Annotated in this window: 13 protein-coding genes; 6 read left to right on the plus strand and 7 right to left on the minus strand. The window is 33.0% G+C overall.

All coding sequences use genetic code 11. The features are described from left to right. Positions 1-38: 38 nt before the first annotated feature. The 3 genes from ACNC7R_RS12665 to ACNC7R_RS12675 all read left to right on the plus strand — a co-directional run bounded on the left by ACNC7R_RS12665 (position 39) and on the right by ACNC7R_RS12675 (position 4628). Complete coding sequence (locus tag ACNC7R_RS12665) at positions 39-1007, plus strand: tetratricopeptide repeat protein (protein WP_417941444.1); 969 nt, start codon at positions 39-41, stop codon at positions 1005-1007. Positions 1008-1149: 142 nt separating this feature from the next. Further along, positions 1150-3981, plus strand: a complete 2832-nt coding sequence (uvrA, locus tag ACNC7R_RS12670; protein ID WP_417941445.1) for an excinuclease ABC subunit UvrA — start codon at positions 1150-1152, stop codon at positions 3979-3981. 23 nt (positions 3982-4004) lie between these two features. Continuing rightward, positions 4005-4628: a DNA-3-methyladenine glycosylase gene (locus ACNC7R_RS12675; RefSeq protein ID WP_417941446.1), complete on the plus strand. Its 624-nt coding sequence runs from the start codon at positions 4005-4007 to the stop codon at positions 4626-4628. A 14-nt stretch (positions 4629-4642) separates the two neighbouring features. Here ACNC7R_RS12675 and ACNC7R_RS12680 read toward each other — a convergent pair whose 3' ends face one another. Both ACNC7R_RS12680 and ACNC7R_RS12685 read right to left on the minus strand, forming a co-directional pair. Then, positions 4643-6913: an ATP-binding protein gene (locus ACNC7R_RS12680; RefSeq protein ID WP_417941447.1), complete on the minus strand. Its 2271-nt coding sequence runs from the start codon at positions 6911-6913 to the stop codon at positions 4643-4645. Positions 6914-6915: 2 nt separating this feature from the next. After that, entirely contained in the window at positions 6916-7512 is a 597-nt protein-coding gene (locus ACNC7R_RS12685) for a biliverdin-producing heme oxygenase (protein ID WP_417941448.1), read from the minus strand. Positions 7513-7904: 392 nt separating this feature from the next. Between ACNC7R_RS12685 and ACNC7R_RS12690 the strand changes: the two genes are divergently transcribed. Next, positions 7905-9413: an ATP-binding protein gene (locus tag ACNC7R_RS12690; RefSeq protein ID WP_417941449.1), complete on the plus strand. Its 1509-nt coding sequence runs from the start codon at positions 7905-7907 to the stop codon at positions 9411-9413. A gap of 376 nt (positions 9414-9789) precedes the next feature. Here ACNC7R_RS12690 and ACNC7R_RS12695 read toward each other — a convergent pair whose 3' ends face one another. Then, on the minus strand, positions 9790-10704 hold the full coding sequence (locus ACNC7R_RS12695) for a ClpXP adapter SpxH family protein (RefSeq protein WP_417941450.1): 915 nt from the start codon (positions 10702-10704) through the stop codon (positions 9790-9792). Positions 10705-10896: 192 nt separating this feature from the next. Between ACNC7R_RS12695 and ACNC7R_RS12700 the strand changes: the two genes are divergently transcribed. Then, entirely contained in the window at positions 10897-11208 is a 312-nt protein-coding gene (locus tag ACNC7R_RS12700; protein ID WP_417941451.1) for a winged helix-turn-helix transcriptional regulator, read from the plus strand. A gap of 86 nt (positions 11209-11294) precedes the next feature. Here ACNC7R_RS12700 and ACNC7R_RS12705 read toward each other — a convergent pair whose 3' ends face one another. Continuing rightward, positions 11295-11771 (minus strand): DinB family protein, encoded by a 477-nt coding sequence (locus ACNC7R_RS12705; RefSeq protein WP_417941452.1) that lies wholly within the window; start codon positions 11769-11771, stop codon positions 11295-11297. 54 nt (positions 11772-11825) lie between these two features. Beyond that, positions 11826-12746: a hypothetical protein gene (locus ACNC7R_RS12710; RefSeq protein ID WP_417941453.1), complete on the minus strand. Its 921-nt coding sequence runs from the start codon at positions 12744-12746 to the stop codon at positions 11826-11828. Positions 12747-12808: 62 nt separating this feature from the next. Between ACNC7R_RS12710 and ACNC7R_RS12715 the strand changes: the two genes are divergently transcribed. Continuing rightward, positions 12809-12940, plus strand: a complete 132-nt coding sequence (locus tag ACNC7R_RS12715; RefSeq protein WP_417941454.1) for a hypothetical protein — start codon at positions 12809-12811, stop codon at positions 12938-12940. A 186-nt stretch (positions 12941-13126) separates the two neighbouring features. Here ACNC7R_RS12715 and ACNC7R_RS12720 read toward each other — a convergent pair whose 3' ends face one another. Next, entirely contained in the window at positions 13127-13414 is a 288-nt protein-coding gene (locus ACNC7R_RS12720) for a hypothetical protein (RefSeq protein ID WP_417941455.1), read from the minus strand. A gap of 282 nt (positions 13415-13696) precedes the next feature. Next, positions 13697-14713, minus strand: a complete 1017-nt coding sequence (locus ACNC7R_RS12725; protein WP_417941456.1) for a leucine-rich repeat domain-containing protein — start codon at positions 14711-14713, stop codon at positions 13697-13699. Positions 14714-14738 lie beyond the last annotated feature (25 nt).

The raw sequence follows: 14738 nt of genomic DNA on the forward strand, positions 1-14738 counted from the left end.
TTACTCAAGAAAAACAACCAGAAACAAAACGATTACTGATGAAAAACTATTTTATTCTTTCCTTCTTATTTACTGGATTTCAATATATTCAGGCTCAGGATACACCAAAACTCGACACTAAGAAATTGTTGGCTGAATTGGGTGAACAGACTTGTAAATGTATCGATTCTATTCCAACTTCCAATCGTGTCAAAGATTCCATTACTGCAGATGTGAGTTCTTGTATAAACGAAAGAGTTGGTGCCTATCAAATGGCAGAAAAATTTGCCAATTTAGACTTATCAAAAGCTGTAGAAGGTTCTGATGGAAATAAAAACATTAATATTTCGATGAATTATGATCAGAATTCAAATGAATTTAAAGAAGTTTATTATAAAATTGAGCGCTATTTAATGTCTAATTGCCCTTCATTAAAAATAAAAATTGCCGCAAATGACAAAGAAAATGACAATTCGGTTTCCAAAAATAAAGAAGCACTTGAATACTATCATCTAGCTATTGAGGAATCTAAAAAAGAAAACTTTAAAAGCGCTATCGAATATTATAAAAAAGCGGTAAAAAAAGACCCTAATTTTGCATTTGCTTATGATAATATGGGAATTTGCTACAGAAGATTAGAACAATATGACCTGGCAATTGAAGCTTACGAAAAGTCCCTGAAAATTGATCCAAACGGATTAATGCCTCTTCAAAATATTGCAGTTGTGTATTCTTATAAAAAGGAATATCGAAAAGCTGTAGAAGCTTATGAAAGATTAGCTAAAATTGAACCAAATAATCCTGAAGTGTATTATGGAATCGGGCAAATGTACGCCATGCATTTAAATGATTCAGAAAAAGGATTAGACAATATGTGCAAGGCTTATAATATCTACATACAGAAAAAATCTCCTTACAGAAGTGATGCTGAAAAAATAATTCAAATGATATATAATCAAATGAAAAAAGACGGAAAAGAAATCATATTTGAAAAAATACTGACAGCAAATAATATAAGTACAAAATAGTTTTAACTAAAAAAAATAAATATTTAAAATTAAAAGCACTGATTCTGATCCGTGCTTTTTGTTACAATTTTTAACATAAACTTCTGCAACCTAGTCCAAAAAGAACAAATCAAAGTGGTAACTTTGCGTTTTGATCAAATTTATGCTAGATAAAGACAATACTATTGAAGTTCTTGGTGCAAGGGTTCATAATCTTAAAAATATTGATATTTCTATTCCGCGTGAAAAACTGGTTGTAATTACCGGTTTGTCAGGATCGGGAAAATCCTCTTTGGCATTTGATACCATTTATGCTGAAGGTCAGCGCCGTTATGTAGAAACCTTTTCTGCGTATGCCAGACAATTCCTTGGCGGATTAGAACGTCCGGATGTTGACAAAATCGACGGACTTTCACCTGTTATTGCAATTGAACAAAAAACAACCAGTAAAAGTCCCCGATCTACGGTTGGAACTATTACTGAAATATACGATTTCCTCCGACTTCTATACGCTCGTGGTGCGGATGCCTACAGTTATAATACAGGCGAAAAAATGGTTTCGTATTCTGACGAACAAATCAAAGATTTGATTATTCAGGATTATAACGGAAAACGTATCAATATTCTCGCCCCAGTTATTAAAGCCCGAAAAGGACATTACGCAGAGCTTTTTCAGCAAATCACCAAACAGGGATTTTTAAAAGTTCGTGTAAATGGCGCAGTTCAGGATTTGGTTGCAGGAATGAAACTAGATCGTTACAAAACTCATGATATTGAAATTGTGGTTGATCGAATGGTAATCGAAGATAACCCCGATATTCAAAAAAGACTTTCAGAAAGTATCAATACTGCGATGCATCATGGCGAAGATGTTTTGATGATTTTAGATCAGGATTCTAATGAAGTACGTTATTTCAGTCGAAATTTAATGTGCCCTTCAACTGGAATATCCTATCAAAACCCGGAACCGAATTTATTTTCGTTCAACTCTCCAAAAGGCGCTTGTCCGCATTGTAACGGATTGGGGACTGTACATGAAATTAACGTAAAAAAGATTATTCCGAACCCGAAGTTATCTATAAAAGCTGGCGGATTTGCTCCCCTTGGCGAATATAAATCGTCATGGATTTTCAAACAACTAGAAACCATTGGAGAAAAATTTGGATTCAAAATCACCGATCCAATTGAAAAAATTCCTGAAGAAGCTTTAAATATGATTCTTCATGGAGGAAAAGACAAATTTAGCATCAACTCAAAAGATCTTGGCGTAACCAGAGAATATAAAATTGATTTTGAAGGAATTTCTAATTTTATTAAAAATCAATATGATGAAAGCGCTACAACCAGTATAAAACGCTGGGCCAAAGATTTCATGGACGAAATAAATTGTCCGGTATGTGAAGGTTCCCGCCTTAAAAAAGAAGCATTGTTTTTTAGAGTAAATGAAAAAAATATCACCGAACTGTGTGATATGGATATTTCAGATTTGACAGCCTGGTTTTTAGATTTAGAAAATCATTTGACTGACAAACAGCTTTTAATCGCTTCTGAAGTAGTAAAAGAAATCAAAGACCGCTTAAACTTTTTGATGAATGTAGGTTTGAATTATCTGGCTTTAAGCCGAAGCTCAAAATCACTTTCTGGTGGTGAAGCGCAACGTATTCGTCTGGCAACGCAAATTGGTTCGCAGTTGGTTGGCGTTTTATATATTCTGGATGAGCCAAGTATTGGTTTGCACCAAAGAGATAATGAAAAACTAATTCATTCTTTAGAACAATTGCGTGATATCGGAAACTCGGTTATTGTGGTAGAACATGATAAAGACATGATCGAAACTGCTGATTATGTTATTGATATTGGGCCTAAAGCCGGAAAATACGGTGGAGAAATCATTAGTATTGGAACCCCTGCAGAAACTTTAAAATCTAATACCATTACTGCCCAATATCTGAATGGAAAAATGAAACTGGAGATTCCTAAAGAACGTAGAAAAGGCAATGGCAAATTTCTTAAACTGACCGGAGCAACAGGTAATAATTTAAAAAATGTTTCGATTGAAATTCCGTTAGGGCAATTAATTTGCGTTACTGGTGTTTCCGGAAGCGGTAAATCGACTTTGATTAATGAAACACTTTATCCGATTCTGAATGCGTATTATTTTAATGGTGTAAAAAAACCTCAGCCTTATAAAAAGATTGAAGGTTTAGAGCATATAGACAAAGTGATTGATATAGACCAAAGTCCGATTGGAAGAACACCTCGTTCAAATCCTGCCACTTACACCGAAGTTTTTACAGAAATCCGAAACCTGTTTACAATGACTTCTGAGAGCATGATCCGCGGATATAAAGCAGGACGTTTTAGTTTTAACGTAAAAGGCGGACGATGCGAAACTTGTGAAGGTTCTGGTGTCAGAACTATCGAAATGAACTTTTTACCAGATGTTTATGTAGAATGTGAAACCTGTCAGGGAAAACGTTTCAACAGAGAAACCTTAGAAATCCGATATAAAGGAAAATCTATTTCAGATGTTTTAGACATGACAGTTGACGAAGCCGTTCCTTTTTTTGAAAATATTCCGAAGATTTACAGAAAAGTAAAAACAATTCAGGATGTTGGTCTAGGATACATTACACTTGGCCAGCAAAGCACAACACTTTCTGGTGGTGAAGCACAGCGAATTAAATTAGCCGGAGAATTATCAAAAAAAGACACCGGAAATACATTTTACATTCTCGATGAACCCACAACAGGGCTCCACTTTGAAGATATCCGCGTTTTAATGGAAGTAATAAACAAACTGGTTGATAAAGGAAATACGATTTTAGTAATAGAACATAATATGGATGTAATCAAACTCGCCGATTATATAATCGATATTGGTCCAGAAGGAGGAAAAGGCGGTGGACAATTGGTTGCAAAAGGAACTCCAGAAGAAGTTGCACAGAATAAAAAAAGCTATACGGCTAAGTTTTTGAAAAAAGAGCTGATTTAATTCCATACAAATTATGTCTACATATGCTCAGGAAAGATCATGTCAAATTACAATATTCTTATTATCAAAATCGGGACGTTCTTTATCTGGCAAAGGATCTTTTAGGGAAAGTAGTTTTTACTCAAATAAATGGAGAAGTAACAGCTGGTATAATTATAGAAACTGAAGCCTATTATGGTGTAACTGACAAGGCCTCTCACGCTTACGGAGGAAGGCGTACTAACCGAAACGAAACGATGTATTCTGAAGGTGGCGTTTCTTATGTTTATTTATGTTATGGAATTCATTACCTCTTTAATATTGTTAGTTCAATAGCAGGCGAACCGCATGCAATATTAATACGGGGTATTGAACCACTGATAGGAAAAAAAATAATAGAATCAAGACGCAAAATGCCAATTACAAATCCTCGTATTTCATCTGGTCCCGGATCTCTTGCTAAAGCACTCGGAATTGACAAATCCTTTAATGGAAAAGATTTGACAGCAGAAGAAATATGGATTGAGGATCATGGTATCCGATATCAAGCTGAGCAAATCACCTCAACATCACGAATTGGAGTAGCATACGCAAAGGAAGATGCACTTTTGCCATGGCGCTTTTTTATTAAAGGTAATAAGTATGTAAGCAAACCCAATAAAATATAAAATCGATTTTCTACTTAATCTAAAAGCGTGTCTAAAGGGTCACAAGGGAAAAAGATCGTTATAGCAGTACCTTCTCCAGGCTTACCCTCTGCATGAATGGTACCACCAAGTGTCTGCATAATCTTTTTGCATAACGCAAGTCCAACCCCTGATCCTGTATATTTTTCCTGATTGTGCAATCTTCCAAAAACTTTAAAAATAGTTCCTGCATATTGCTGTTCAAAACCAATACCATTATCTGAAAAACGAACCCAATTACAATAAATTTTATTCGAATACGGAACTAATTCAGGTTCGGAGGAAGCAGTAATTTTAATATTAGGCGTTCTCTCAGAAGATGCAAATTTTAAAGAATTCTGCAATATATTAGAGAACAATTGTCGCATTAAAAAATTAACAGCATGTACCTCCGGAAGTTTTTCATATTCAATTACCGCATTATTCTCAGAGATAACTTCTTTCATTTCCTCCATAGTCTCTTCTAAGATATGATTCAAATCGATTTCCTGTAAAGCTTCCCTTGTATACTTAATTCTTGAAAATTTAAGAATATCATCAAGCAAAGTTCTCATCCTACTGGCCGACTTCGATACACGGTGTAATGAGCTTGAAACTGATTCTGATTGGATAACATCAGGTTCAGCCAGCATTTTAGAAGTAAACAACTGAATTTTTCGCAGTGGCTCCTGCAAATCATGTGTACTGATCCAGTTGAGGTTTTCTAGTTCAGAATTCGTTTCCTTCAATATCTCGCTCTGAGTACGGTATTTTTCTTCTTCTTCACTTAAAATAACCATCATTAACTGGTTATGAAGTACATGTGCATATTGCAATGCTCCATTTATCTCATATTCCTTCCAGGGAGTGCTTTGGTTTTTTATAATCTGCTTCCAAACATTAAATGAGTTTCTTGGATGAAGACCATTGCTATCTTTTACAATTGCTTTTTCAGGATCACCACCCCAGTTGATTTCTGATATTGTCTCTGGTCTAAACCATATTAGATAATCATCACTTCCAAGAGAATGATAAATAATACCCGCAAAATCTGAAAACTGTCCAAACTCCGGAAAATAATCACTGAGTTTATTTGTTAAAAATACTTTTTCAGAAATCTGAGCGTTAATCAGTACTAATAATTTCTTAATCTCGTTATCGGATGGCGTTATGCCATTTTTATATATTTTTCCCCTCGTTATAATTGAAACTCCTGATGCATTGCAAATATCAAGCAATTGAGGAGCATTAATTATTTTTTCAATCGATTCCTGCAAAAGTGGGAGATCCATACCAGTCAATTGTTCTAATGCCAAAGCCGTCTTTTGTGCATTTACATTTTCATCATTTGATTGCCTGATATCAATCTGAGAAGTAATAAACTGTCCCTGAAGTTTTGCGGCGAGTCTGATTTGCGGCGAAATGTTCTTTGGAGAATAATGATGACAGGCAATAAGTCCCCATAAACGACCATGATGAATAAGAGAAATTGTCAGTGTTGCGTAAACTCCCATATTCTTTAGATATTCAACATGGATTGGCGAGGTGCTTCTGAGTATTGAAAGACTTAAATCCAGATTTTTGTTTTCCTGATCGTCAATTGTAAAGATTGGAACGGCTTCATAATCCATATCAACGATCAGTCTAAGCTGATTTTTGATATACAATTCCCTTGCCTGTGCCGGTATATCTGTATGAGGATAATGCAATCCTAAAAATGACTCCAAATCTTCCCTACAGCTTTCAGCAAATACTTCTCCGTTATACTGTTCATCAAAACGATAAATCATTACACGGTCATATCCTGTTATTTCACGGGTTCCCTGAGCGACAAGGGCACACAAATCCTTTAGGGATCTGGTATCGTTCATCTGGGTTACAAACTGAATTGTCTGCGTGTAAACATCTGCAAGTTTTTCCTTTCCCGGAAACAAAGGCTCCGCCTCCAAAACATAAATATCAAAACTCCTGTGAATACTCACCTGAAATAGCTTCCCTAATAAATCAATTTCAAGAGGAAAAACATTCTTAATCGTATCATTTATGTATTCGAGGATTTGGTTCTCTGCTTTCTGTCCAAAAACATCTACTACATATTTTCCAAGTACTTCTGTATGTGTGACACCAATAAATGAAAAAATATTGTTTGTACAATAATCAATTTTTCTTTCGGAAGTAAGACCAATTAAAAAGCCATGAGGCTGAATTTTTCCTGGTATATGTATAGGTTCATGCTCGCAATTTGTTAATGTGACAATATCACGATTAACTATATCTTTAATCTTCATTCTTATTTTATGCCTTCAAAATGCTTATAAATACTATCAAAAGCATATATAGCTCCCTCAATAATAGTATTACCGCAATTATAACTCTGCTCATATTCTTCCAGAAAAATAAGAAAAGATTTCCAATAATTTCCTGTTTTTTCTCCATATCCGTTAAAATAAGATATCCCCTTTCCTTTATCAAGTCCCTCAATTGTTGTAATATTTTTTAAAATATATCTGCCTCCGAGAGTAGCCCCCTCAATAACATACAATATTCCCAAAGCAAAAGGCACATTTATTTCTATAATATCAAAAACTCTGGTTGCAACGGTTTTATTATGATTAAGACAAAATAAATCATCTTCGATAAGGTGTGTTTTTTTTCTTAGTTCAAGATTATCAATTACATCAGAAAGCAATGGAAAGATTATACTCTCCACTTCGTTGTGAACATCATGCATCAGGCACAAATAATGAATATAATCAGACAATTTCATGTCAGAAGATAGTATTGATGCTGAAACAGGAAGGCTTTCTAATTTTTTATGAGAATTGGCAGTTTTTGCTTTTAAATCGCCCAGAAAATTTGATGATACAGGAGCTAAATTTATACTCATTCTTTGGAAAAATTGCTTTTTATAAGGTTGCGTAATTAATAAATTACCTTAGCAAATGTAGAAAAAACATTTGATCAAAACATATCTTTCCATAATAAAAACATTATTTTTTTAATAAATATTCAATAAATATCGATTTATTTTGTTTAACTTTAAATTTGTTTTAATTAAACAAACAAAATATTAATTTTAATTAAGTTCCTTTTATTTTAAAGATAAAAGCATCTTAACATTAAGAACAATTGTTTTACAAATTTTAATTAAAAATAAACAAGATGAAAAATTTAACATAAAATTACGCTGTTACATTATAATTTTGAACACTTTACGAAAATTGATGTAACAATGTCGATTTTAATAAAAGATACCTTTGTAATAAAAATTAATAAACTATGTATCCAAATATAAGAATCTTAAAGGACATCGTAGATAATACACCTTTACCAATAGCTGTTTATACTGGAGAAGAGCTTATTATAGAATTAGCAAATACTGCTATGATAGATGCATGGGGAAAAGGCAGTGAAATTATTGGAAAAAAATATCTGGAAGTTCTGCCCGAAGTTAAAGATCAGGACTTGTTTCATCAGGTTACTACTGTACTTAGAACCGGAATTGCTTTCCATGGAAAAAACAAGAAAATTGATTTAATAATTAATGGAATAGCAAAATCACATTATTTTAATTACAGTTATATTCCTCTTTTTGATGAGCAAGAAAAAATTTATGGAGTTATGAATACCGGCGTTGATGTAACAGATCTTTACATAGCAAAACAACAGGTACAAAGTGCAGAGGAAAGACTCCGAATTGCTATTGATTCATCCGGCATGGGAACTTACGAAATAGATTTAGCAACAAATGAAATCAAAACATGTGGCAATTTTAATCATATAACTGGTATTGGCGCAACACTCTCAAGAACCCAATTAATCACAAAACTACATCCTGACGACTTATTAATTCATAAAAAGGCCTATCAGGAAGCTCAAAAAACCGGGTTAATATCATACGAAGCAAGGATACTGAATGATAATCAAACTTCAAAATGGATTAAAGTTAATGGTAAAATAATAGAAAACGAACATGGTAAACCCATCACTATACTTGGAACCATTCAGGATATCAATGAGCACAAGGAATTTCAGGAAGAGTTAAAAAAACAGGTTGCTGAAAATACAGAACAACTAAAACGATCAAATGATGATCTTTTGCATTTTGCAAATGTCGTTAGTCATGATTTAAGAGAGCCTGTTAGAAAAATTAAAATCTTCAATAGTTTTTTACGAAATGAAAAAAATTCGCATTTTAATGATAACTCAATAAAGTATCTCAATAAAATTGATCAGTCAGCAGAGAGAATGCAGAATATAATTGAAGGCATTCTTGATTACTCTACATTAGATAAAAACAAACAGCCAATTGAGGATATCGATCTGAATGAAATTATAGAAAACATTCAGACCGACCTGGAGCTTGTTATAAGAGAAAAGCAGGCTACTGTAACCACTTCTAATCTTCCATTCATACAAGGAGCACCAATTCTTATTAATCAGCTTTTTTATAATCTGGTACAAAATGCCCTTAAATTTTCTAGAACCGGTACGCAAACAACCATTATGATAACTAGTCAACCTATATCTGTAGATGGAAATGAAATGGTACAGATTTCTATTAAAGATAATGGTATAGGTCTTGAAGCAGCTTTTACAGAAAAAATATTTAATGCTTTTGAAAGACTGCATTCTAAAGATCAATATGAAGGAAATGGACTGGGTCTTTCACTTTGCAGAAAAATAGCAAAAAGACACAATGGATCTATTACCGCAAAAGGAGAAAAAGATAATGGGGCTGAATTTATAGTTACACTTCCGGTAAAACAAACTGAAGAATCGATATAAAAAGAACTTCTCTAGTATTAAATTTATTTCTTTTTTATTTGGAAACCAGTAAAAGTTTATTGTAACTAAAAAACAACGACAAAAAAATATTTACTACCGCTTTTTTGACTTTTTAAGATGATATTAAAATTAAACGTTATACCTGTTAATACATTTACAGGCTTTTGTGGCATTCCTGTTTCATTCCAATATTGTTAGATCCAATAAATTATTCCACTTTAGATATAATTCTGTATTTAGGCTGATCATAAAACAATGCAGCGTTTAAAAGCATATAAGAAGGAAGAACAAATGTATTTTACAATTCCGGTGATAAATTCCTTTAGCTGTTTGCGAATAGCTATTGGATGTTGACAAATGAATTGGAGTTAGTTTTTCAATGTGCTTTTCTTTTCCACAAAGAACCATTTTTCGTGGTACGTTTTACTAATATACCCTGATCCCAGAGTTCATTTAACAGCTTTTCGCTTTTGTCTCGTTGGCTTTCTGATAACTTTGAAAACTCTTTTGCGGTAAGCGAATCATATTTTTCAAAAAGGGATTCCCAACTTTTTCTATATTCATTTTTAGTTACATTCGAATGTAATTTTAAAACGGCTGACTCGTAAACATTATACGGTTTTGTACCATAAACAGTTTCATTATTTCCTGATTTATCAAAAAAGAATATTGTGGGAAAACCTCTTACTCCAAATTTCTTTGCCTGTTTTAAGTCTTCTTGAAAGGCTATTTTTGCTTTTCCCTCAAAGTCTGCTTGTAACTTTTCTGCATCAAGTCCTGCTTTTTTCGCAGCTGCTATCAAATGCTCCATTTTTGTAATGTTCTTTTTCTCTAAAAAGACCATTTCTCTTAACAACCGCAAAAACAAAATTGATTTTTCATTATCCTGTAATTGTGCAGCTTTAAAAGCAATGGATGGCGGGTAAGAAGAATGTAAAGGATCTTCCAGCCAAACATCACCATCAATTGGCATATCATAATAAATACTTACTTCGTCCCAATGATGTGCCACGTCAGATGGTTTGCTGATACCTCCACTGTTGTAACTCCAATCTGGCAATAAACCGCCCATTCGATATTCAAATTCTATGCTGTCTCCGTATTCCAGTTTCAGTTTTCGCAATTGAGGCTCTATTCCCCAACAAGAAGAGCAGATCGGATCTGTAAAATATACAACCCTGATAGGTTTTTCTGTATTTTGCACCGTAACTTTTGAATTTGTTGCGCTATCTGGTATTCCACATATTCCTTCTACAGGGTCACATAAAAGCGGATTATTTTTTTCTTCCATTTTATTAGTAGTATGAGCCTGGCTGTATTGGCCACCAAGTATGATTAAGATTATCAAAATTTTATTAATTGGGTTCTTGTTAGGAATCTTTCTATATAGCAACACTATTTTTTATTTCCTGTGCTATAATTAATCTCTATTTTTGTGTAAAATTGCTTTATATAAAATTTACATGCAATAAGTCAAAAATTTATGACTACTAAAAAAATGACTAGTGATACCGAAACTTGTCCTGCACAAGGGCTTTTGAAGTTGCTATCGGGTAAATGGAAGCCTGAGATTTTTCGTCTGGCAGTTGAGTCGCCTTTGCGTTTTAGCAGTCTTTTGCGTGAAATTGAGGGTACAAACAAACAATCTGTCTCGACTGCATTAAGAGAGCTTGAGGAAATTGGATTACTGGAAAAAGTTGTTATAAAACAAAAACCCCTACATATTGAATATTATCTGACTGAAAAAGGAAAGTCTTTAATTCCGGTTTTTAAACAATTGGAGTTTTTATCGTAGAGACGCATCAATTTCTGATGAATAAATGATTAAACTTCTATTGTCCTTTAACTCGTTTTAAAACGGTAAGATTATGAGTGGCTGCACTATCTCATAATATCTGTATCAACCGGAACGTAATTTAAATGTCTGCTAATTGACAATATTTGACCTTTGTGATGGTACTCGTGTGTAATAACGTGTGTAAATAATTTTAAGGCTGTTGCAGTACTTTTTATATTTTGAATTTTATACTGTATATCAGTAAAGCTTTCAATATTAGCAATAAAGATATTCATAAAATCGTCCACCTGACTGAATAATTTTATAACATCAGAAATGGTTGTATATTCTTCGTATGTAGAATAAATAATATCACTTTTCAATGCAAGATTAGCAATCCAATATTCGTATGTATTGGAAATATGAACTAAGAGATTTCTCACACTCCCCCCACGCCCGAAAGAAGTGTTTTGGTTAATAAAATCCTCAGGAGAAATTGTCCTGCAATAATCAAATAAAACTTTTCTTGAACCTTTTACCAGTTTGTATTGTTCTTCAGTATATTTTAAAATTGATGACATTTCATTATTGATTTTGCATTTAGTCTATTCATTTCCTGTAATACCTCTATTACATTACGGTTCTAAATTTGGCAGCACAAAAGACTTTGTATTGGGATGTAATCTTATCCATAAACCAGGATTTGTATTTAGTTGCTGCAAAGCTTCATCTTTATCTGAACTCAGGGATGTAATAAGCACGTTTTTATAAGTTTGAACTTTAGCAGGAGCAGAATCGGCATCTACTACAGACTGGACAATCTTCTTGGCTTGTAATATGGTAGCCGGTCCTAAAGTGAGAATATATTCAGCACATCGGCACTCCTTTTCATCACTTTCATTTATAATGCTCCCTCCGGCTTTGAACTTACTAATGTGATGTTCAAGAATACTGTTCGATATTGGAATTATCCCTGCAATATGATGTGGCTGCGCTCCGGAGAAAGGCTTTATATAAGCAAGATGTGAGGCCTGATTTTCTTCAGGACCATGACCAATAAAAAATATATCCAAGCCTCCTAATTCTTCCAATTTATTCAAATAATTTATGAGTGCAGATTCTAAATCTTTTGTATCTGTTTGCATTGGTGTAAAGCTTTTTATTTTTTTAAAAAAAGCATCCCCTAAAATACGTTCAAAATCTCTGACAAAACTAAAACCATTATTCATACTCAAAGGTGCAAGTGCATCCTGCGTAAAGACATTGAGCCTGGCAAGCAGCTGATCCTGCTCTGTTGATTTAGCCAACTCACCAAGCAAACGATGTAACTCCTGAGCTCCTCTCCCACCCAAAAGGGCTATATTAATGTCACCTTCTTTTGACGCTGCTGTGCTGTAAAGCTCATTTAACATTGCCTGACCAACCTCAGCTTCACTACTGAGAACGGTAGGTACTATGCCATAATCCGTAAGATTAAACTCCTGGTTGTTTTTTTGTGATAACCATATATTCTTATTGTCTTCAGTTCTCGTAAACTGTGAGTTTTGTGTATTCATTGTATTTATAATATTCATTTTAATCTAATTGCATGATTTGATCTTTAAAAACTGTTAGCTTTATGAGAATTGGCAAAAATAAATCAAAAAGCTTCAGTCCGATAAATGTACAAAAGATTAATAGAAACACAAAAGCCGAAGGTGGCACTTCAGCCATGCTGTTACTACTGCTTTTTAGAGAAAACCAATCTTAAAAACGACTTCAAAAAAAAGAAACCCAATAGCCTCTTGAAATTCTTGTAACTCCTTTATCGAAAAACCCATAGTAGGGGAATATCAGCGGTTCGGTTCAACACGGGCTTCATTACTTCGTCCGTTCGCAAAAGCTGGGGTGTTCGTGCTTCGCACGCAACGAATCCCTTGCTGTTGTGCGATGTTTTTTATTTTCCACCCAACCAAACTTCACCTTTTTTAAAAATATAGCATTCTCGATTCTCGTATATTTCTATTAATGAAGATAAGATAAGTTTTTTGGTTTTTCCTTTCGGTTCAGGGATAACATTGTTTGTTATTGAAATATCGCAAAAAGGACTTACATAAATTTTAGTATAGTCTCTATGACTTTCATTTTCTAGATATGGACTTAAATTATACGACAAACTATTAAATTTCCATTTTTCAATTTGTCTATGAATTTTTTTCTGTCCTCTTATTTTCTTTATTCTCATCGTTTTTTCAAAATGTTGTACAACGTCAGTCTGTAAAAAACCTCTTCAAATTTAGAGAGTATTCCGAAAGCTACCGGAGAAAAATCTCAAATATGAGATTCTCAAGACGTTGATTTTAATTTTTTCACAGCCTGACGTTTTGCAGCTTGCAGAAGTGGCGGATTAAGAATGCTTAAACTTTCGGTTAAACAATGACTTTGCAGGTACAAAATCAACTTTAAATTAAGCCAAAAACCCGCCATTTTTACAAACTGCTGTTTTTGCGTTCGCCTTTTATAATATTTATAAATAAAGTGGTATTGAATTGAACGTTTTCTTTAATCTGTTTTTAACTTCAATATCAAGTTTATTATTTTCAAAATGGATGTCACCTAAAGATTTCATATTAAAAAATGATTCGGGTAAAATAGTAAGCTTGTTATTGTTCATACCAAAACCATATAAGTTTGTAAGTTTTCCAAATTCTTTAGGTAGATACTCAATATTATTGTCACTAATATGAAAATAAGCTAAACTATTTAGTTCTATTAAACTTTCAGGCAAAACCGAAATTGAATTTTTATCGCAAAAAAGCCAAGTCAAATTTTTAAGTTCTCCAATTGAAGTTGGTATTTCCGAAATTTTGTTGTAAGAGAAGTTTAAATGAACCAAACTATTGCAGTTTCCAATTGTTTCGGGCAAAGAACTTAATTTATTGCTGTAGACTTCTAAATGATATAAGTTTGTTAAATCCCCTATGGTATAAGGTAATTCAATTAAATCATTATTCGTACATACAAATACAATCAAACTTTTCAAAGATCCTATTTCTGTTGGAATTTCGGTGAGTTGATTCATATCAAAATTTAAGTGAGTTAGATTTTTTAGTTTAAATATTGATTTTTGCATTTCTTTCAAATCGTTAGACATTAAATTTAACTCTATCAGATTTTCAAAATCGGATATCCAATTAGGTACTTCTTTTATATAATTAAATGATAAATCTAATGATTTTAGATTAGTAAAAGTTTTAATTTCTTCCGGTATCTTGGTTAATTTTTGTGAAGACAAATCTAAAATAAAAACCTTTTTCGGATTTTTCATTGCATCAGAAATTGTTTTATAAACTTTTAAGCCATTAAGATTTTTAGGAGCAATAGACATTTTAACAGAATTATCTGAATGAGAGAAAGCTTCATTTTCATCTACAATTGTTAATTCAATTATATCTTTTTTATCTTGTTGTTTTTTGCGTTTAGATTGACCTAAACATAGTTGAAAAGACGTTATTATAGTTAAAAAAAACAGTGTTAATTTCATTATTTCTGTATAATTTTTATGATTC

It is taken from the genome of Flavobacterium adiutor, assembly GCF_048282555.1.
Classification (GTDB): domain Bacteria; phylum Bacteroidota; class Bacteroidia; order Flavobacteriales; family Flavobacteriaceae; genus Flavobacterium.

Coding starts and splice junctions, on each gene's coding strand:
- ACNC7R_RS12665 (WP_417941444.1), top strand. CDS start 39: ATGAAAAACTATTTTATTCTTTCCTTCTTATTTACTGGATTTCAATAT.
- uvrA (WP_417941445.1), top strand. CDS start 1,150: ATGCTAGATAAAGACAATACTATTGAAGTTCTTGGTGCAAGGGTTCAT.
- ACNC7R_RS12675 (WP_417941446.1), top strand. CDS start 4,005: ATGCTCAGGAAAGATCATGTCAAATTACAATATTCTTATTATCAAAAT.
- ACNC7R_RS12680 (WP_417941447.1), bottom strand. CDS start 6,913: ATGAAGATTAAAGATATAGTTAATCGTGATATTGTCACATTAACAAAT.
- ACNC7R_RS12685 (WP_417941448.1), bottom strand. CDS start 7,512: ATGAGTATAAATTTAGCTCCTGTATCATCAAATTTTCTGGGCGATTTA.
- ACNC7R_RS12690 (WP_417941449.1), top strand. CDS start 7,905: ATGTATCCAAATATAAGAATCTTAAAGGACATCGTAGATAATACACCT.
- ACNC7R_RS12695 (WP_417941450.1), bottom strand. CDS start 10,704: ATGGAAGAAAAAAATAATCCGCTTTTATGTGACCCTGTAGAAGGAATA.
- ACNC7R_RS12700 (WP_417941451.1), top strand. CDS start 10,897: ATGACTACTAAAAAAATGACTAGTGATACCGAAACTTGTCCTGCACAA.
- ACNC7R_RS12705 (WP_417941452.1), bottom strand. CDS start 11,771: ATGTCATCAATTTTAAAATATACTGAAGAACAATACAAACTGGTAAAA.
- ACNC7R_RS12710 (WP_417941453.1), bottom strand. CDS start 12,746: ATGAATACACAAAACTCACAGTTTACGAGAACTGAAGACAATAAGAAT.
- ACNC7R_RS12715 (WP_417941454.1), top strand. CDS start 12,809: ATGAGAATTGGCAAAAATAAATCAAAAAGCTTCAGTCCGATAAATGTA.
- ACNC7R_RS12720 (WP_417941455.1), bottom strand. CDS start 13,414: ATGAGAATAAAGAAAATAAGAGGACAGAAAAAAATTCATAGACAAATT.
- ACNC7R_RS12725 (WP_417941456.1), bottom strand. CDS start 14,713: ATGAAATTAACACTGTTTTTTTTAACTATAATAACGTCTTTTCAACTA.